19 protein-coding genes and 1 pseudogene are annotated in these 18,260 nt (G+C 39.5%); 13 read left to right on the top strand and 7 right to left on the bottom strand.

The window, feature by feature from the left end; genetic code table 11:
• Positions 1–54: 54 nt before the first annotated feature.
• The 3 genes from rodA to PN450_RS05670 all read left to right on the top strand — a co-directional run bounded on the left by rodA (position 55) and on the right by PN450_RS05670 (position 2,445).
• On the top strand, positions 55–1,368 hold the full coding sequence (gene rodA / locus PN450_RS05680; protein ID WP_168694776.1) for a rod shape-determining protein RodA: 1,314 nt from the start codon (positions 55–57) through the stop codon (positions 1,366–1,368).
• A gap of 113 nt (positions 1,369–1,481) precedes the next feature.
• Complete coding sequence (locus PN450_RS05675) at positions 1,482–1,676, top strand: NAD(P)H dehydrogenase subunit NdhS (RefSeq protein WP_015081180.1); 195 nt, start codon at positions 1,482–1,484, stop codon at positions 1,674–1,676.
• A gap of 115 nt (positions 1,677–1,791) precedes the next feature.
• Positions 1,792–2,445: a hypothetical protein gene (locus tag PN450_RS05670; protein ID WP_148762709.1), complete on the top strand. Its 654-nt coding sequence runs from the start codon at positions 1,792–1,794 to the stop codon at positions 2,443–2,445.
• On the opposite strand, the gene PN450_RS05665 is transcribed toward PN450_RS05670, so the two are convergent.
• Positions 2,420–3,838: a sensor histidine kinase gene (locus PN450_RS05665; protein ID WP_148762711.1), complete on the bottom strand. Its 1,419-nt coding sequence runs from the start codon at positions 3,836–3,838 to the stop codon at positions 2,420–2,422. The two genes, PN450_RS05670 and PN450_RS05665, sit on opposite strands and share 26 nt — an antisense overlap.
• A gap of 655 nt (positions 3,839–4,493) precedes the next feature.
• On the opposite strand from PN450_RS05665, the gene purB reads away from it, so the two are divergent.
• Together purB and PN450_RS05655 are read left to right on the top strand one after the other, a co-directional pair.
• The gene (gene purB / locus PN450_RS05660; protein ID WP_148766908.1) at positions 4,494–5,789 is read left to right on the top strand and encodes an adenylosuccinate lyase; all 1,296 of its coding nucleotides are present in this window, start codon (positions 4,494–4,496) and stop codon (positions 5,787–5,789) included.
• A 162-nt stretch (positions 5,790–5,951) separates the two neighbouring features.
• A complete protein-coding gene (locus tag PN450_RS05655) occupies positions 5,952–6,491 on the top strand; it encodes a DUF4126 domain-containing protein (RefSeq protein WP_015081175.1) in 540 nt (179 codons plus the stop codon).
• A 26-nt stretch (positions 6,492–6,517) separates the two neighbouring features.
• Here PN450_RS05655 and hemH read toward each other — a convergent pair whose 3' ends face one another.
• Positions 6,518–7,684: a ferrochelatase gene (gene hemH, locus PN450_RS05650; protein ID WP_148762713.1), complete on the bottom strand. Its 1,167-nt coding sequence runs from the start codon at positions 7,682–7,684 to the stop codon at positions 6,518–6,520.
• A gap of 94 nt (positions 7,685–7,778) precedes the next feature.
• Between hemH and PN450_RS05645 the strand changes: the two are divergent.
• A pseudogene (locus PN450_RS05645) lies at positions 7,779–8,105 on the top strand (class I SAM-dependent methyltransferase); the annotation flags it as partial.
• A gap of 30 nt (positions 8,106–8,135) precedes the next feature.
• Here the strand turns inward: PN450_RS05645 and PN450_RS05640 are convergent.
• Positions 8,136–9,641 (bottom strand): RNA-guided endonuclease InsQ/TnpB family protein, encoded by a 1,506-nt coding sequence (locus PN450_RS05640; protein ID WP_148762715.1) that lies wholly within the window; start codon positions 9,639–9,641, stop codon positions 8,136–8,138.
• Between the two features lie 76 nt (positions 9,642–9,717).
• Between PN450_RS05640 and tnpA the strand changes: the two genes are divergently transcribed.
• The 3 genes from tnpA (at position 9,718) to PN450_RS05625 (ending at position 11,697) form a co-directional block, all read left to right on the top strand.
• Positions 9,718–10,122, top strand: coding sequence for an IS200/IS605 family transposase (gene tnpA, locus PN450_RS05635; protein ID WP_039202577.1), 405 nt, complete (start codon positions 9,718–9,720; stop codon positions 10,120–10,122).
• Positions 10,123–10,654: 532 nt separating this feature from the next.
• Positions 10,655–11,293: a MotA/TolQ/ExbB proton channel family protein gene (locus tag PN450_RS05630; protein WP_148762717.1), complete on the top strand. Its 639-nt coding sequence runs from the start codon at positions 10,655–10,657 to the stop codon at positions 11,291–11,293.
• Entirely contained in the window at positions 11,293–11,697 is a 405-nt protein-coding gene (locus PN450_RS05625) for an ExbD/TolR family protein (protein ID WP_271835678.1), read from the top strand. The genes PN450_RS05630 and PN450_RS05625 overlap by 1 nt, the downstream gene beginning before the upstream one ends.
• 64 nt (positions 11,698–11,761) lie before the next feature.
• On the opposite strand, the gene lpxD is transcribed toward PN450_RS05625, so the two are convergent.
• The 3 genes from lpxD to rd all read right to left on the bottom strand — a co-directional run bounded on the left by lpxD (position 11,762) and on the right by rd (position 14,328).
• Positions 11,762–12,796 carry a UDP-3-O-(3-hydroxymyristoyl)glucosamine N-acyltransferase gene (gene lpxD / locus PN450_RS05620; RefSeq protein ID WP_271835677.1) on the bottom strand — a complete coding sequence of 345 codons (1,035 nt, stop codon included), beginning with the start codon at positions 12,794–12,796 and terminating at the stop codon, positions 11,762–11,764.
• Between the two features lie 75 nt (positions 12,797–12,871).
• Positions 12,872–14,113 (bottom strand): BaiN/RdsA family NAD(P)/FAD-dependent oxidoreductase, encoded by a 1,242-nt coding sequence (locus tag PN450_RS05615; RefSeq protein ID WP_271835679.1) that lies wholly within the window; start codon positions 14,111–14,113, stop codon positions 12,872–12,874.
• A gap of 50 nt (positions 14,114–14,163) precedes the next feature.
• A complete protein-coding gene (rd, locus tag PN450_RS05610; protein WP_271822492.1) occupies positions 14,164–14,328 on the bottom strand; it encodes a rubredoxin in 165 nt (54 codons plus the stop codon).
• A 439-nt stretch (positions 14,329–14,767) separates the two neighbouring features.
• Here rd and PN450_RS05605 point away from each other — a divergent pair, with 439 nt between their 5' ends.
• Positions 14,768–15,373, top strand: coding sequence for a DUF4360 domain-containing protein (locus PN450_RS05605; protein WP_271822493.1), 606 nt, complete (start codon positions 14,768–14,770; stop codon positions 15,371–15,373).
• 215 nt (positions 15,374–15,588) lie between these two features.
• Here PN450_RS05605 and PN450_RS05600 read toward each other — a convergent pair whose 3' ends face one another.
• Complete coding sequence (locus tag PN450_RS05600; RefSeq protein WP_148762727.1) at positions 15,589–15,783, bottom strand: hypothetical protein; 195 nt, start codon at positions 15,781–15,783, stop codon at positions 15,589–15,591.
• A gap of 368 nt (positions 15,784–16,151) precedes the next feature.
• Here PN450_RS05600 and PN450_RS05595 point away from each other — a divergent pair, with 368 nt between their 5' ends.
• From PN450_RS05595 to PN450_RS05585, 3 genes are all read left to right on the top strand, one after another.
• Positions 16,152–16,718 carry an SRPBCC family protein gene (locus tag PN450_RS05595; RefSeq protein ID WP_271835676.1) on the top strand — a complete coding sequence of 189 codons (567 nt, stop codon included), beginning with the start codon at positions 16,152–16,154 and terminating at the stop codon, positions 16,716–16,718.
• A 5-nt stretch (positions 16,719–16,723) separates the two neighbouring features.
• Positions 16,724–17,299: a DUF924 family protein gene (locus tag PN450_RS05590; protein ID WP_168633831.1), complete on the top strand. Its 576-nt coding sequence runs from the start codon at positions 16,724–16,726 to the stop codon at positions 17,297–17,299.
• Between the two features lie 622 nt (positions 17,300–17,921).
• A complete protein-coding gene (locus tag PN450_RS05585) occupies positions 17,922–18,239 on the top strand; it encodes a hypothetical protein (RefSeq protein WP_271822495.1) in 318 nt (105 codons plus the stop codon).
• The last annotated feature ends 21 nt before the right edge of the window (positions 18,240–18,260 follow it).

The following is an 18,260-nucleotide window of genomic DNA, read 5'->3' as shown; positions in this document are numbered from 1 at the left end:
TACTGCCCTACTCCCCTACTGCCCTACTCCCCTGCCCAACATCCTCCTCACACAATGTTATTAAAACCTTCGTTCCCTAAAATGCGTTGGCAATCTTGGCTTCAGCCCTGGCAACAAATAGATGGGCTACTATTTTTTCTCCCCGTTGCTGTTAGTATGTTCGGGGGGCTAATGATTCTGAGTACAGAACTGAAGCAACCTGTAACTGACTGGTGGTGGCACTGGTTGACAGCCGCTATTGGGACAATAATCGCCTTATTTTTAGCTCGTTGCCGCTATGAAACCCTCATGGAGTGGCATTGGTTTATCTATGGGCTGACCAACTTTAGTTTAATCGCTGTCATGCTCGCTGGTACTAGTGCCAAAGGCGCACAGCGTTGGATTAGTATTGCGGGTTTTAATGTTCAACCCTCAGAATTTGCCAAATTAGGATTAATTATTACCTTAGCAGCTTTGTTACATAGGCGAACTGCTTCTACTCTAGAGAGTGTTTTCCGTGTCTTGGCAATTACGGTTGTACCTTGGGCATTGGTATTTTTACAACCAGACTTGGCAACATCGCTGGTATTCGGGGCAATATTTTTAGGAATGTTGTACTGGGCAAATGCCAACCCCGGCTGGTTAATACTCATGGTTTCCCCGGTAATGGCAGCAATATTATTTAGTATATCTTGGCCATTATCAACGCCCATAATGTTATCTAAAGACATATCATTAAGCATATTAGGTTTAGTATGGGCAGTATCTATGGGGGTAGTTGGTTGGTTTAGTCTGCCTTGGAAGCGGTTTGGTATTGCTGCTATTGCTTCATTCTGTCTAAATATGCTCGGTGGCGAATTAGGCCTTTTTGCCTGGAATCATGTATTAAAAGAGTATCAAAAAAATCGGCTTAGTGTATTTATCAACCCTGAGCATGATCCTCTTGGCGCTGGTTATCACCTGATTCAATCTCGCATTGCTATTGGCGCTGGTGAAGTTTGGGGCTGGGGTTTGTTTAAAGGTCCCATGACTCAACTGAATTTTGTTCCGGAACAGCACACAGATTTTATTTTCTCGGCTGTTGCTGAAGAATTTGGTCTTGTGGGTTGTTTAGTTTTACTATCGGTCTTTTGCTTAATTTGCTTCCGTTTACTTCATGTAGCTCAAACCGCTAAAGATAACTTTGGTTCACTTTTGGCTATTGGTGTTTTGTCTATGATTGTGTTTCAACTAATTGTGAATGTTGGTATGACAGTTGGTTTAGCACCTGTGGCGGGAATTCCCTTACCGTGGATGAGTTATGGACGTTCGGCGATGCTGACTAACTTTATTGCCATCGGTATAGTAGAATCTGTAGCTAATTATCGTCAACGCCAAAAGTATTATTAAAGAGGAGTCACCGAGTCAGGAGTTAAAGAAGCAGGAGAAAGAATAGAATTACCAATCACCAATTACCAATTACCAATTAAGCTAGAAATAAGAAACCAATAAGGGTAAATATGATGATCCTACCTGGAGCAACTGTTCGCGTCAAAAATCCTGCTGATACATATTATCGGTCAGAAGGACTTGTCCAACGAGTTAGTGATGGTAAAGTAGCTGTACTGTTTGAAGGTGGTAATTGGGATAAAATAATTACTTTCCGTCTTACAGAATTAGAACCGGTGGAAACTACAATCCAGAAAAAAGGGAAATAGTAATTTAGTTATTAGTCAGTGGTTATTAGTTTTTCACTAAGACTATTGACTAATCGCACCTTCAGAAAATATGTTTATTCATTTTTAATTTTTAATTGATAATTTTTAATTGCTTATGCGTCTACCTTTACCACAGTTTGCTATTGACAATCGCCATTCCCATCACTTTGCAGAGATAATTGAAACCACAACTACAGAATTTTTGGCTCAATGTTTAGAACCAGAAGACTTGAGTTTTCCACCAATGCCACCTTTTGGAAGTTGGGTTTGTGCTGTAGATGAAGAATCAGGTAATCAAGTTTATGCCGTAGTTTATCATGCCACAACGATGCCTATTGATTCTGTACATCGGGCAGTTGCACTAGGATTATCTTTAGAAGCTTTGCGTGAGGAACAACCCCAAATATTTTCCATGCTCAAAACTGAATTTCGAGCAGCGATTGTGGGATTTAAAGAAAAATCTCTAAATAGTAATAACAGCAAAATGTATCAATATTTGCCACCTCGTCCGCCACAAATTCACCAAGCTGTTAATCATTGTCAAGCAAAAGAAATTATTCAGTTTACAGAAGAACTAGATTTTTTACGAACATTACTTTTTATTAGTGGTGCGCCTGTAGATTCTTTGGCCGCAGCCGCTATTCGGGGAATATATCAGTTACGAAAAACTGACCGAGAATGGTTGATTAAAGCTGGAAGACATCTGAGTATGTTACTCAAAGATGATTATGATCGGTTGCGGTTTATTTTGAGTCAAATTCATCCATAAACTTTGAAGTTTGCTGTATTTTGTCTGAGTGATTCGAGACAACTGGGATTTTGATAATAAACTCAGAACCTTCTCCGGGAGTAGATATACAATAAAGTTCACCACCATGTTTTTCAACTACAATTTGGTAGCTAATTGATAATCCTAATCCTGTTCCTTTGCCTACAGCTTTGGTAGTAAAAAATGGGTCAAATAATCGTTTTTGGACTTCTTCTGAAATGCCTGAACCATTATCGGCAATGCGAACAACAACATAATGATCATTAGTTATTTCTGTGCGAATCCGAATTTGCAAATTTTTACGGGTTTTTAGGATTAAATTATCACTTTCAGAAAGAGCATCAATAGCATTGGCAAGAATATTCATAAATACCTGATTCAGTTGCCCTGCATAGCACTTTATTAATGGTAATTTGTCATATTCTTTAATTAATTCAATTTCTACCCGCTCAGGTCTAGCTTTTAAACTATGTTTGAGAATTATTAATGTATTCTCTATACCTTCATGGATATCAACAAATTTAATTTCTGCTTGATCTAATCGGGAAAAATTACGTAAAGATAAGACAATTTCATTTACTCTTGTAGCACCAACTTTCATGGAAGATAGTAATTTTGGTAAGTCTTCCAGAATAAATTCTATTTCAATTCCCTTCGCTTTAGCTTCAGATATTGCGTCAGCATAGGATAATTCTTGTTTATAATTTTCCAGGATGTAGAGTATATCTTGAACATATTCGACAGCATAATTGAGGTTGCCATAAATAAAATTCATGGGATTATTGATTTCATGGGCAATCCCAGCTACTAATTGTCCCAAGGCAATCATTTTGTCGTTTTGTAATAATCGGCTATAGTTATGCTGAAGATCACGAAAGTCAGCCTTAGCTATTCTGGCTTTTTCTGTTTCTTTTTGCAGGCGATTTAATGTTAAAACATGAATTTGGGAATTGGCTAAAAGTAACTGATGAAAATCTAGCAATCCATATTGATAAGATTGATCTGTAATCACCAGTGGTTCATATACCTGTTTGTGCGATCGCCCTAAAGCTATTTGAGTTGCTTCGACAATTGGGGTATCCTCTGGATAGATAAATGTTTTAGGTTGTAAAAAATTATAAAGATATTCGACAGGGCGACCGGCAAATAGTCCTAAACCATAGGGACGACTCATTTGTTCAAAAAATAGCCGTCGAGAAATCATGCCTACATATTTTTTTTCTTTAGTCAAGATAATCCCTGGCAGCAAAGGATCTTCTTCAAAAAGCATTGCTAATTCATTACCTGGATGATCTGTTTCAATTTGAATTGTCCAAACTGGTAATTCCTGTAAAGTTGATTCTAATTTGAGATTTAGCTGATCCGCATTCTGAATACTATGCATAGCCAGCATTTTTTTGTCCTTAACCTGAAGTTAATATTGGTTCTTAAGCTTCCCCGGACTGAAGACGCGGGGATTTCTGAAGAGTCCACAAAAGAACTTTCTTAGGCGCACTTAAAGCGCCTCTACCTACTCCACTTAAGTCAAACTTAAATATCGCAGCTACTTTTTTGATTATGGTGTCTCTGGCATTATTGCGAAGACTCCGGCAAATGTTACTTGTTTTAGGTTTAATTTTCTCAGTTTAATCAATTTAGCCGATAAAAAGTCAAATTTATATTGTGAGTAAGAATAAAAAACATCTATGTGTTGAAGCATCCTAGTACGGAGAAATCCTGGCTCCTATGAAACAACTGTTAGGTTCAAGTCCTAACGGCAGTATTGACAAGAAAGAGCGAGTAATGGCAGGGTGTGGAGCGTACCGAGTCTTGGCTTAGTGATGGATTCTGAAAACACTGAAAACAATAAAAGTAAGCGCAATTTCGACACCTTGATTGGCAGTTGTTTTGAGCGCTAAAACCGCTGAGAGTGTCAAAGATAGTTGGTAGCTTTAATTGGGAATTGGGGTAATTTTCAATTGCAATATGACGGTTATCTGGTGGGGATAAGCATTAAGAGTGGGTAATTTTCAATGTAAAATATGACAGTTGTATTAGATGCTGTGAATGTGATTGAGCGTTATACCCTGCCCGAAATGGGCAATTTGTGGAGTGAAACCTATAAGCTGAAAACCTGGCTAGATGTAGAGATCGCGGTTTGCGAAGCACAGGCAGAACTGGGTTATATTCCAGCAGCAGCAGTAGAAGAAATTAAGGCTAAGGCGAATTTTGACCCGCAGCGGGTGCTAGAAATTGAGGCGGAAGTTCATCATGATGTCATTGCTTTTTTGACAAATGTTAATGAATATGTAGGTGATGCAGGACGCTATATTCACTTAGGTTTAACTAGTTCTGATGTCTTGGATACTGCTTTATCACTACAATTAGTTGCTAGTCTGGATTTGTTGTTAAAACGCCTAGAAGATGTAATTGATGCCATTCGTAAGAAAGCCACAACACATCGGCATACGTTAATGATTGGGCGATCGCATGGTATTCACGCTGAACCGATTACCTTTGGCTTTAAGTTAGCTGGTTGGTTAGCGGAAGTATTACGACACCAAGAACGGCTACAAATTCTCAAGAAAACCATCGCTGTTGGCAAAATATCCGGTGCGGTAGGAACTTACGCCAACATTGAACCACGTGTAGAAGCGATCGCCTGTGCAAAACTCGGACTGAAACCCGATACTGCTTCCACTCAGGTAATTTCCCGCGATATTCATGCAGACTTTGTGCAACAGTTAGCATTACTCGCTGCATCCATAGAACGCTTTGCTGTAGAAATTCGCAACTTGCAAAAAACAGACGTTTTAGAAGTTGAAGAATTTTTCGCTAAAGGGCAAAAAGGCTCTAGTGCTATGCCTCACAAGCGTAATCCTATCCGTTCCGAACGGTTAACAGGGATGGCGCGACTGGTGAGAAGTCATGCAGGGGCAGTATTAGAAAACGTCGCTTTGTGGCACGAACGGGATATTTCCCACAGTTCTGTAGAACGAGTAATTTTACCAGATGCTTGCATTCTGACTCATTTCATGCTGCATGAAATCACCAACTTGGTAAATAACTTGTTGGTTTATCCTGATAACATGGCCCGAAATCTCAACTGTTATGGGGGAGTAGTCTTTAGTCAAAGGGTATTACTAACCTTAATAGACAAAGGACTTAACCGCGAAGAAGCATACTCTATAGTCCAAGAAAGCGCCCACACTGCTTGGAATAAACCAGAAGGCAACTTCCGTGATTTAATCAGCAAAGATCCTCGCGTCACTCAAAACTTGTCACCCGCAGAGATAGAAGCCTGTTTTGATCCACAACATCATCTCAAGCATTTAGAACAAGTTTATCAACGACTGGGTATTTAGAACTAGGATTGGTAATTGTCAATTGGTAATTGGTATCAATTGTCAATTCCCTCTGACCACTGACTTCTTCCGTGTCGCAAAGTGAAGAATAAATATATGGCTGATTACTATACTCAAAATATAAAGCACCTTTGCTAATTTGGTAAAGTCGGGGATATACCCATGATTGAAATTCTCGCTATATTATCTGCTGGTGCTGCTGCTGGGATGAGAATAGGTGTACCTTTACTAATTATTGGTATCCTCCAAGGGGAGGAACTCTGGTCGCAGATGCCAGTCCTATCACGCATTTCTCCCCATGTTTTAATCGGACTACTCACCAGTTGGTCTTTATTTGAACTATTCGCTTCCAAAAAACTCATTGGCCAGAGAATAGTCCAGCAAGTTCATTTATTTTTGTCTCCCTTGGTAGGAGCTTTAATGGGCTTGTCTGTTGCTTCAGCGATAACCACGCCAAGTTGGTTAGTTGCTTTGATTGGTGGTTTATTAGCTTTGGTATTGCAGCTAGTTTTATTAGGTTGGTTTTATCGCTTGCGTGGATTGCCAATATGGGCAGTGTTTACGCAAGATGTCCTGTGTGTTACACTTATATTTTTTGCTGTGGATGCTCCTCTTCAAGGAGGATTAATTGCTTTAATCCTCCTCTGGCTGGCTGTTCTTAGTGGAAAATACTGGTATGACTGGTCTAAAGGTAAAAATTGATAATTGACAATTACCAATTATGAAGATTAATGTAAAAGCCCGACCACGTGCAGTAATCCTTTACCAGTAACTAACTCAATAATTAGCCCGATAAATCCTAGCATGGCTATCCGACCATTCCAGACTTCGGCACTGGTGGTTATTCCCCATGCCCAACGTTCTTGGGGATACATTTTTACCCTTTTTTTCATTTGGGTGACTTGAGAGAGTTTCAGGTCAGGTTGTTTGAGAGCATCAATGATCAAGTCGGATAGGGCTTTAATAAATACCGGATTGGTGTTGGGCGCAGGGACACGTCCGAAGTTGTGTATTCCTGCTTCTTCCGCTATTTCTCGATATTCAATGTCAATTTCTTGTAGGGTTTCGATGTGTTCGGAAACAAAACTAATGGGGACAACTATTAAATCTTTCACACCTTTTACACCGAGTTCGTTCAGTGCATCTTCTGTATAAGGTTTTAGCCATTCAACAGGACCAACACGACTTTGATAAGCTAGGGTGTGGGGATTGGGACGGTTGAGGGTTTGCATAATTAAGTCGGTGCATTCCTCAATTTCTTGCTGGTAGGGGTCGCCGGCTTCCTCTACATAGCTTTTAGGTACACCATGGGCGCTAAAGAAGATATGCACGTCCTGAGGACGGGGAAATTTCTCCAGTTCGCCAACTATAAGTTCTGCCATTGCTTGCAGATAACCTGGTTCTTTGTACCAAGAGTCAATAACGGTATACTCAAGACTTTGGAGTTTGGGGTTTTCCTTCCATAGTTGTTCTAATAACCGGAAACTAGAACCGCTGGTGCTGATGGAAAATTGGGGGTAAAGCGGGAGAATTACCAATTTATCAAGGTTATCTTGAGTAATTTGGGCGATCGCTTCTTCTGTGTAAGGATGCCAATAACGCATTCCCACGTAGATATTAACTTCTTGTCCTAATTCACCTAACTGAGCTTTAATGGCTGCTCCTTGCTCTTCTGTAATCCGTCGCAATGGAGAACCGCCGCCGATTTGCTGATAATTTATTTGAGATGTTTTTTCTCTACGCGTAGCAATAAACCAAGCTAGAGGTTTTTGCATCCAGCGAAACGGTAAGCGGATAATTTCTGGATCAGAAAACAGATTATACAAAAACGGTCCGACATCTTCTGGTTTGTCGGGACCACCGAGATTAAGTAATAATACCCCTATACGACCCATAGCAGTTACTTTCCCCCAATCCTTACAGATTTTTCACTAATGTTAACAATATATCTTTATTAAATATAAAGCTTTATCGGCAGGAAAAAAAACAATGGCCACAATTTTTAGAGATTTAAGTTACAGATACCAATGGCTATATGATGGCATCTCCCGGTTAGCGGCTGTGACTGTGGGTGGTGAACCCCGGTTTCGTCAACTGGCTTTACAAAATTTAAAACTGCAATCGGATACTCAGATTTTAGATTTATGCTGTGGTAGTGGTCAAGTAACCAGATTTTTAGTGAATTTTTCGGAAAATGTCACTGGCTTGGATGCTTCCCCATTATCTATCCAGCGAGCGCAGAAAAATGTCCCAAATGCTAGGTATATAGAAGCGTTTGCTGAGGATATGCCTTTTGCAGATAATTTATTTGATTTGACACTCCCCGGTCTAAAGATGCGGGGATTCTTAATCGAATAATTGTAAAGACAACTGCTCGAATAATATCCGCTTTTCAGGTATTACCTTAGATGTACGGTTCTTGCCCTGATCCTGTTTGCCATTACTGGCAGAATCATCTCTGACAAGCGTAACTTTCCGAGAGTCCCCCGGTAGGTTTTTAATGTCTTTGCTGACAAAATTTAAATTAGCTCTTCGTAAAATTGTCCGAGAAGCCTGAGTATCAGCATGGTCAATATGACCACAATTTTCACAAATGAACTTTTCGCCATCTCTATTGGCTTTACTAATATGATGACAAGCCGAACATTCTTGAGAAGTAAATTTAGGATTAACGGATAATACTGGCTTACCAGACTTCAATGCCAGCCAAGCAATCTTAGAAAATAATTCGCCCCAACTTGCATCAGAAATAGAGCGATTTAATCCACGTTTTGCAGATTGACCATTAGCCATAAATCGTCCTTGCTGCTTTTTGGGTTTGCAGCAGGACTTCATAGCCAAAACATTTATATCCTCTTGGACAATTGCCTCAGCGGTGTTAACAACTTTATCGGCTGCTTTCCATTGATGATCATTCCGTTTATCTGCAATTTTTTTATGTAGCTTGGCAACTATTTTCCCGGCTTTTTTGCGATTGTTAGAACCTTTAACTTTGCGGTTAACTCGGCGTTGTCTAATTCTTAATTGACGGCGAACTTTTTTATTAGTTGCAAATTTAGGGTTTTCAATAAACGAACCATCCGACAAAGAAATTAATTTATTAATTCCTACATCAAGACCTACTGCTGATTTGACGGTTTCAATTTCTGTGACTTCAGGTAGAGATTCAGGTAAATTGAGTAATATACTCATGTACCATCCGTCAGCTTCTTTAATCACTGTCACCGTTCTAATATCAGCATCTACTGGAATAGTCCGACTATCAAAATAGCGCATAGTCCCCAGTCCAGGAAAGTAGGCATGGGAATAGCATCTTGGCTGATTAGATTCACGATTAACAGTTAATTTTACTTGTCCTGGCTTGAATTGAAAAGTTTTAAAGTTAGCTGCTTTACGGAACGCAGGGAAACCCCTTTTGTGTTGAAAAAATCCGGTATAAGCAATATCTAATTTACCTAAATTACCTTGTAAAACATCTGAATTAATTCGGCTATACCATTCAGACTCAGAACGCAATTCAGTTGTTCTTTTACTTTGAATATCATTCGCATTACCCCAAATCAAACCATGCTTTTTACTGTTCTTTGTTAACCCAGAGGACATTACACCATGCTTAACGACGGGGCAAGTCAAAGGACAGTAAGAACCATATTCAATTCGACTATCTAAGTCTGAAAATGCACCATAATAGTACATCACGGACTCATCTGATTTCTGGTTATTAGTTTCAAAACCGCGCTGACGTTCTGCCAGGCAATAATTTCTGTGTTTCCGCAAAGTAACAAGCCACTCAGACATTAAGGCTTGTTGCCCAATATTCGGTTTTAGCTTGAATCTCCAGCGTATTTGCACAGGTTTATTTTGTTGATGTGATTGACGATACAACCATGTTAATCTACAATTAAAAGGAAGTCAATAGCTAAAATCTATGAAAAAAAGTTCTTATGAATATCGGCATTATAATCACGCTGTCGGGTTGAGCGTGATTCATCTAGTCTGGATACCTAAACGCCGAAAGAAGGTACTTGTTGGGAAAATCAGAGATAGGATTTTTGAGATATTTTCGGCATTAGCTATTGAAAAAGACTGGAATATTCGTGCGTTAGAAGTTGCGCCAGATCATATTCATTTATTTGTAGAGATTCATCCAACCGATGCAATATTTCAGGTAGTTAAAGCATTTAAAGGACGCTCATCTAATTATCTAAGAAAAGAGTTTCCAGAATTAAAAAAGCTACCGTCACTTTGGACTAGTAGCTATTTCTTTTCAACTGCGGGGAATGTTGCCGCCGACACAATAGAAAGATATATTAATGACCCGCATCATGGTTGAGAATATTGGAAGCGGTTAAAACCGCACGGGTAGGCTTTCCCCCGCGCCCTAAAGAGACGCGGCTCCCAGCCTTCCCGCAATCCTTTTGGTGGGAGAACCTAGTTTATATGCTGGTGGAAGTTTACAGGTGATTCAGGGCAGGAAGATGATTTGAGTTTCTTGTGCTAATTCATAAGTTTAAATTATTGATTTGCTATTTTTAAATAAGTTTTTTTGAAAAAATTTTTTATTTTGAGGGTGCGGGGCGGGCTAAATGTGGTAATATAGTTATATCATTATAATCGGACATAAGCAAAATTTTTATTTAGGCACGCATTCCCATTATCAAAATATCACGCCGAGAAAATAAAGTCAATAGGTTTTGACCCCAAAAAAAGAAATTTTTTTTATTTTTTTGAACATTGAGAACATCAGTACCAATATTCAGTTGAAAAAATCATACCACAAATACACTCTGCCATAGCAATCGCCTAGACTTGCTCTTCTTGAAAATCTGTTAATCTAGCTGTATCAAGAATTAGTAAAAGAGTCAATGGAAATTAGTAACTTATTCAAAGCCGGTGGCGTAGTTATGTGGCCACTGCTATTTTTTTCCGTTTTAGGAATCACTCTTATTCTGGAACGGATTACGTTTTGGATAGGAATTAGTGGCCGTCAGAATCGCGTAGTCAAGCAGGTGTTAAGTTTTTATCGTCAAGGTAATGTAGTTACCTCTCTAGATATACTACACAAAAATGCTGATTTACCGATTGCGCGAATTTTTCTAGCGGCTTTAGAATTGGAAGAACCCAACCCAGAGGAATTCCGCTTGGCTTTAGAAAGTGAGGCCCAGGCAGAAATCCCGTTATTAAAAAGGTTTCAAAATATCTTTGATACAATTATTGGTTTAGCCCCCTTGCTGGGATTATTAGGGACAGTTTTGGGTTTGATTGGCTCTTTTGCATCATTAAATATTGGTGATGTCGGTGGGACAAAAACCGCTGGTGTCACTTCTGGGATTAGTGAAGCCTTAGTATCCACAGCATCGGGATTAGTTGTAGCTATTATTACCTTGTTTTTTGCGAATAGCTTTCGGGGAATGTATTTACGACAAATTGCCTGGATTCAAGAATATGGTGGGCAATTAGAATTAGTTTATCGTCACCAGTATGAAAGAGGGGATAAATCATAATGCGTCTACCAGATGAACCAGATTTACCAGCCCAGATTAATATTGTGCCGATGATTGATGTCATTTTTGCGATTTTGACATTTTTCATTATGTCCACTTTATTTTTACATCGTTCTGAAGAGTTACCAGTTAATTTACCTAAAGCAGCAACAGCCAAAGCCCAATCATCAGCCGCACCAATTACCGTTACTGTAGATTCAGCAGGGAATGTGAGTTTAAATCGCCAGCCAGTAACTCTGGAAACTTTACCAGTAAAGGTACAGGAATTAATGGGCAAAAATACGGAAGTGGTAGTGATTATTAATGCTGATCAAAGTGCTACTCATGGTCAAGTCGTGGTAGTGATGGATCGGGTGCGGCAGGTAAAAGGAGCAAGATTAGCAATTGCCACACAAGCACCTTAACAGGTTAGTGATCAGAGTAGCAACTGCGTGGGGGTAGAAACGGAATCTCATTCTTTAATGACAATTATTGATTACCTGATTTGCGTTTTAATTGTTTAAAGAATTGATATATTTCTGGCAAGCGATTATAAATTACTGCCGCCTTGATGTACACTTTGTGCGGCATTGCTGGAGTACCTGAGACAATTTCCCCCGGTGCGACATTGCAGTGAATACCAGTTTGAGCAGAGGCGATCGCCCCATCCCCGATTTTAGCTTGATTGGCAATTCCCACCTGTCCAGCTAAAATTACCCGATTTCCTAGTCTTACCCCTCCGGCCATGCCTGCTTGACCTGCTATGGCACAACCAGCCCCAATTTGACTACCATGTCCTATCTGGACTAAATTATCAATTTTAGTATCTTTGCCCACCCTGGTTTCCCCCACAGCGGGACGGTCTATGGCTGTATGACAACCTACTTCTACCCTATCTTCTAAAACTGTATAGCCTGATTGTTCCATTTTAAACCAACCGGTGCGGGTAGGCACAAAGCCAAATCCCTCTGCACCAATGACAGCACCGCTATGAATAACGCAATCTGCACCGATTTGGCTGCGTTCGTGGATGGTACAATTAGCGTGTAAGGTAGTGCGATCGCCTATTTTGACTTCTGGATAAATGACAACATTGGGATGAATAATGGCATAGTTGCCAATTTCCACAGCTTCAGAAATGACAACATGAGCGCCAATATAAACATCATCACCAATTTTGGCGGTGGGGTGAATGACCGCGCTGGGGTGAATTTCGGGACTAGGACGGTAGGGTTGATAAAAAAGAGTGACCGCTTTGGCAAACAACAGTTTTGGTTCATTCGTTGTTAACCAGGCAATCCCCTTTTCGGTGGCTTGATTCTGCAATTTTTCATCTGGGGGCAAAATTACAGCGCTCGCACTGGTAGAATTGAGCAATGAAGCAAATTTAGAGCCTTCTATATAGCTGAGAGTTCCAGATGTCGCTTCGTCTATGGCTGCAACTCCAGTAATTTCTACATCAGTTTCAAGGCTACTTTGGGTAATATAATCACCCAGTTGATTGAGAATTTCACTAAATTTCATATTGATTTGCTAACACGATTTATAGATTTTTGTTTCGCGCCCAGACGCAAAGGAGCAAAGGCGCAAAGGAAGAAATTAGTTATCTTCTGTTGATTTTGTCATGGATTGACCGGCTAAGTAGGCTGTTGTCCAAGCACTTTGGAAGTTAAAGCCACCGGTGATACCATCAATATCTAATATTTCACCAGCAAAATGCAAGCCGGGGACTATTTTACTTTCCATTGTTTTGAAGTTGACTTCTTTGAGGTTGACTCCTCCACAGGTGACAAATTCTTCTTTAAATGCGCCTTTACCTGTAATTAGGTGTTCTCCTTGGGAGATTTCTAGGACTAGTTGATTTAGGGTTTTGTTGGATATGGTTGCCCAACGTTCTTCTGTGGGAATATGGGTACGATTGATAATATATTGCCAAAGCCGATGAGGTAAGTCTAGACCACGATGGAGGGCGATCGCTTTTTGTCCCCATTCAGCTTTGACTGTTAAAAGTTTTTGTCTCACTTCCTCTTGGGATAAATCTGGCAACCAATTAATCAATAATTTATGTTGATAGCGGTTTTCATGGAGAATTCTCGCCCCCCAAGCCGAAAGTTTCAATACTGCTGGACCACTCACACCCCAATGGGTAATTAACAATGGGCCTGTTTGTTGGAATGGGGTTTTTCCAGTCCCAGGTAAGCGCAGATTTACAGAATTAACACTAATTCCTGCTAATTCCCGCAGTTGAGGATCTGCAATATTAAAGGTGAACAAAGAAGGTACAGGGGGTTGGATGTCATGACCTAATTCTCTAGCGATTTTATAACCTGCTAAACTGCTACCTGTAGCCAAAAGTAAGCAATCGCATTCTTTCGTTTCTCCCGATTTGAGCAGAATTTCGAACCCGGCATTTTTGCGAGTGACAGCGGTAACAGGTGTGCCAATACAAAGTTCTATTTTGGCATCAAAAGTCGCCTTAATTAAACATTCAGCAATGGTTTCTGCCCGATCTGTAATTGGGAACATCCGGCCATCAGCTTCCGTTTTTATATTCACCCCATGTTCCGTAAACCAAGCTATGGTGTCTAGAGGTTGAAACCGGGTAAATGCACCCAACAGGGCTTTACCACCTCTAGGATAATTCTGAACTAAAATTTTGGGTTCAAAACAAGCATGAGTAACGTTACAACGTCCTCCACCGGAAATGAGAACTTTCGCCAAAGGTTGACGACTAGCTTCGATTAAAGTAACCTGGGCTTGAGGATTAGCTTCAGCACAAGCGATCGCACCAAAGAATCCCGCCGCCCCACCACCAATAACTACAATTTGCAAGGGTAACAACTTCAAAAATTTTTTTAATAGCACCTACTTAACTAGAGTAGCTGTTATTTTCACTCTTCCACCGCTTCAAAGTCTTCTTTTCCTACACCACAAACTGGACACAGCCAATCATCTGGTATATCTTCAAAGGCTGTTCCTGCTTCTATTCCACTATCAGAATCGCCTACTTCGGGGTCATATACATAGCCACATACCGTACATATATATTTTTTCATTTTTGTACCTCTTAAGAATTAATTCAAAAACGTTGTCTTATTAAAGCCTTTCCTGATCTTGATTAGGACATGAAAACCTGTTGATTTCTTCATCCCAAATTAAGAAGATTTTTTTTATTTATCCTTTGTTAAATCTCGCCTTTGATAGTTGTTATGTACTAACTATCAGGAGAACCGCCTGAATAATTCCAGGTTTGTAGTCAGGACTTTAGTCCTAATTTAAGGGCTGAAGTCCTGACTACAAAATCATCTCAAGATTTTTACTCGTTGAAGGTGCAAAATGGCGGTTATTAAAAAAAGTTAAGTTTGTTTACTAATTTGGTTTTAAATGAATCAAATTCACCTGAATATCCGTCTTGATGTCCATAAAGTTGTGTAATAACAACTTTTGTTTGACATTTGTAATAACACTACTGAAAATACTCAAAACACATAAGTTATGAATCATCAAAATTTCCAGAATAAATCTATCAAGTTTGTACAAACTTCTCTGGCTGCCGCTGCACTGATGATAGCTTCTGTTGGGCCTGCCTTTGCTGACAGCAAAGTTAAAATCGTAGGTGCAGGATATGGTGGTAATGGTTGCCCTGAAGGATCTGCTAGTGTCAACGTTAGTCCCGATGGTCAAGAGCTAAGTATTCTATTTGATCAATTTATCGCTCTGGGAAATAAATCATCAGAAGCACGCAAAAGCTGTAATTTGAGCATTCCGATTCAAGTACCCCAAGGGTTTCAAATTTCCCTCTACGATGCTGATTATCGGGGCTATGTTGCTCCCGGTACAACGGGGAAACTAAGAGCAGAATACTTTTTTGCTGGTCAGCGTGGCCCCGTCTTTTCTAGAACCTTTACAGGGGAAACTGAGTACAACGTTCGAGATAAATTAGTGACTGTAGGTGATGTCTGGTCAGCCTGTGGTGATAGTGTAAATATGCGGGTGAATGCTGCGATGATCGCTAGTGGTCAAGGGATGGCCACTGTTGACTCTTTTGATCTCGCCCATCGCGGTTTAGTTTACCACGTGAAATATCGTCAGTGTCGGTAATTAATACTGACTCCTCGCTTGAAAAAGCAGGGATTTGATGATCATAGGACTTACGCATTGACAGATTTGACAAAAGATGTATTGTGGATTTTATCTCTTGTCGGGTGCATCATACCCGATAATTTGCCCACAATTAACAAAGTTTTGCCATTTGAAGCACCTAGTAATATGCCGGAAATGATGTCTAATTTGTATAGTGCGTAAGTCCTCGATAGTTAAAAACGCCACCATCTTCGTTGAAAGTAACTGAAAATTGCCAAAGATATCGCTCCAAAGAACAGTAAAACAATTACACCCCCAGGAAAGAAAGTAAGAATACCCAAGCCTCTGAGTACAAACAAGGATACACTCATACCCAAAAGAATCCCAAAACCCTGGATTAATTTTCCATTTAAAGATGATTGAGTCATTATATTTTTTTCTCAAACCTAATTTATACTGGATGTAGCAATCATAATTTCATTATTGCAATACCTTCGCCAAATTGAAAAAAGCCTTGATTCGTAGGTTGGATTGAGGCACGTTCATGTATCCCTCAAGGGAGGCGTTTCCCCTGTGTGGTGGAGCCATAACCCAACAAATGCGTTGGGTTGCGCTATCGCTTAACCCAACCTACAAAAAATGGCAAAGGTACTATTATTGAAAATGAACTTGAGACTAATTATCTGCGAAAACTCCATAAATTGAACTGTAATTAGAATTAAGTGAGTTAAACTCAATGAAATCATCAAGGTTAATCACTTAAAACGTTACCAAAATCACTATATCTGCATTATATATGTCAACCTCAAATCTTAAAAATGTCGCTTACGCCAAGCAACCTCTATTAGATACACTTTGGAATCAAGATCAGCAAAGACGACTAATTCAAGGAGAAGTATTCACAGAAATTCGCTCTCATACTAACTGGGGTGGTGCTGTTACCGCTTGTATGTACCTACCGCTAGTTAGATGCCATGTCTGGCAACAAATTACAGATTACCCCCGTTGGGTACAATATTTTCCCGATGTTACTAAAAGCGAAGTTATATCTAGAGGTGATGTTAAACGGCTGTATCAAGCGGCACAAAAAGCTTTTTTATTTTTTACAGCCCAAGTAGAAATTTATCTGACTGTGGTGGAAGTATTAGGACAGCAAATCCACTTTCAGATGGAAAAAGGCTCATTTACAGATTTTCACGCCAAGTTAGAACTTAAAGATATGGGTAATGGTACTCTCTTAGCTTATACGGTACAAGCCACTCCCAATATTCCCATTCCCTCAATTTTTATTGAACAGGCAATGAATTTGGAGTTACCAGCAAATCTATGTAAAATGCGACAGGTGCTTTGTAATCATCAATAATAGCAATGTCACAGGTAACAACTATTTTGGATTTTTGGTTTGGTCATCCTAATGACCCAAACTACGGGAAAATTCAACCATTTTGGTTTGAAAAACAACCGGATTTCGATGCTAAAGTCCGCGACCTTTTTCTGGAAGATTACCAACAAGCGGTAGCCGGATATTTGCATGATTGGATGAATTCACCAGAAACTTGTCTAGCTTTAATTCTGTTGCTAGATCAATTTCCCCGAAATATGTTTCGTGATACCCCACAAGCCTTTGCAACGGACTGGGAAGCACTGTCATTAGCGCAACACGCCACAAACAAAGGCTATGATAGAAAATTATTGGCTGTGCAACGCTGGTTCATATATTTACCCTTTGAACACAGTGAAGACCCGATTGATCAACGCAAGTGCATTAAGCTATTTCAACAACTTAGTCATGATCCCTACAGTGCAAAAGCGATTGAATCAGCTTTTCGACACAAGGAAATAATTGCCCGATTTGGTCGTTTTCCCCATCGCAATGCCATTTTAGGACGGATCTCTACTCCAGAGGAAGAAGAATTTTTGGAAGAACCTGGTTCTTCATTTTAAGTTGGGGACTGGGTTAATTAACCCCCGCACTCTATGTGGGTTTGAAACTGTTAATTCTCTGTGAGTATGTGTTTCCGTAGCATACAGTAGCCTCCTAAGAAATCTTTGTTTGCATATCTGCCAGTAAACGTTTTAATTTGTCCAGTCACAAAGCATTAAGTCAGGGGGTTATTTCCACAACTCCCTTTTTTAGTGCGCTGCTTTCTATAAATCGTGCTTAATTTTACTAAAAATCTTTTAATCTACGTCTTTAGATAGATGACATGGGTTTGATAAACTTTTAAAATCACTTGGGTTTTGTGTTATTGAATACACTGGATTGTAGTCTAGTTATTCTAGCTACCATTTTTTGTATTTTTGTATCAAAAATTGACAAACAACCCTATTTTTGTGGTATTTTCACCACAAATCAATGTATTACTGTTTATCTATCTCAATCTCAATATTATTTGGCTCTACCTCTTCTTATGCTAAAAAATTAGCAACAAGTATGACTCTTAGATTTTGGCTAACAACTGTCTGTAGTACAATAGTATCCGTTACTACTTTGTATTTTGGTCTAAATTATTCAAAATTTTGCTTTAAGCAAATGCGCTATCTAAGTGACAAAGAAAAAATTCAGATGGCATTCAATTATCAAAATAACAGAGAACGTATCCCAATAGAAACCGTAGATAAAGGAACTCAGTATTATAGGCAAATTAGGTACGATAATTTTGAGGAATTTATCCAAAAAAATCCGAATTGCTGCCAAGTAAATCCTGGGGGAGGATATGACCTTCCACCGGCTAATTTTTTAGATCGCATCACTGGATATAATTCTGGTGATGCCATAGTTCTTAATTTTGAAGTCCGTTATCTGGATGATAAAGGTAGTCAAAAATCAAAAATAATTAAGTTTGAAAATGCACCACAAAATTGTGGTGCAATCCGATGGTAAAACGTAAAATGTAAAATTAAT

The sequence above is a fragment of the Dolichospermum lemmermannii CS-548 genome, from assembly GCF_028330815.1.
GTDB lineage: Bacteria > Cyanobacteriota > Cyanobacteriia > Cyanobacteriales > Nostocaceae > Dolichospermum > Dolichospermum lemmermannii.
This window is presented reverse-complemented; position numbering and strand designations above follow the sequence as displayed.

Excerpts from the sequence above, each read along its gene's own strand:
- rodA (WP_168694776.1), top strand. The coding sequence starts at position 55 with ATGTTATTAAAACCTTCGTTCCCTAAAATGCGTTGGCAATCTTGGCTT.
- PN450_RS05675 (WP_015081180.1), top strand. The coding sequence starts at position 1,482 with ATGATCCTACCTGGAGCAACTGTTCGCGTCAAAAATCCTGCTGATACA.
- PN450_RS05670 (WP_148762709.1), top strand. The coding sequence starts at position 1,792 with ATGCGTCTACCTTTACCACAGTTTGCTATTGACAATCGCCATTCCCAT.
- PN450_RS05665 (WP_148762711.1), bottom strand. The coding sequence starts at position 3,838 with ATGCTGGCTATGCATAGTATTCAGAATGCGGATCAGCTAAATCTCAAA.
- PN450_RS05655 (WP_015081175.1), top strand. The coding sequence starts at position 5,952 with ATGATTGAAATTCTCGCTATATTATCTGCTGGTGCTGCTGCTGGGATG.
- hemH (WP_148762713.1), bottom strand. The coding sequence starts at position 7,684 with ATGGGTCGTATAGGGGTATTATTACTTAATCTCGGTGGTCCCGACAAA.
- tnpA (WP_039202577.1), top strand. The coding sequence starts at position 9,718 with ATGAAAAAAAGTTCTTATGAATATCGGCATTATAATCACGCTGTCGGG.
- PN450_RS05630 (WP_148762717.1), top strand. The coding sequence starts at position 10,655 with ATGGAAATTAGTAACTTATTCAAAGCCGGTGGCGTAGTTATGTGGCCA.
- PN450_RS05625 (WP_271835678.1), top strand. The coding sequence starts at position 11,293 with ATGCGTCTACCAGATGAACCAGATTTACCAGCCCAGATTAATATTGTG.
- lpxD (WP_271835677.1), bottom strand. The coding sequence starts at position 12,796 with ATGAAATTTAGTGAAATTCTCAATCAACTGGGTGATTATATTACCCAA.
- rd (WP_271822492.1), bottom strand. The coding sequence starts at position 14,328 with ATGAAAAAATATATATGTACGGTATGTGGCTATGTATATGACCCCGAA.
- PN450_RS05605 (WP_271822493.1), top strand. The coding sequence starts at position 14,768 with ATGAATCATCAAAATTTCCAGAATAAATCTATCAAGTTTGTACAAACT.
- PN450_RS05600 (WP_148762727.1), bottom strand. The coding sequence starts at position 15,783 with ATGACTCAATCATCTTTAAATGGAAAATTAATCCAGGGTTTTGGGATT.
- PN450_RS05595 (WP_271835676.1), top strand. The coding sequence starts at position 16,152 with ATGTCAACCTCAAATCTTAAAAATGTCGCTTACGCCAAGCAACCTCTA.
- PN450_RS05590 (WP_168633831.1), top strand. The coding sequence starts at position 16,724 with ATGTCACAGGTAACAACTATTTTGGATTTTTGGTTTGGTCATCCTAAT.
- PN450_RS05585 (WP_271822495.1), top strand. The coding sequence starts at position 17,922 with ATGGCATTCAATTATCAAAATAACAGAGAACGTATCCCAATAGAAACC.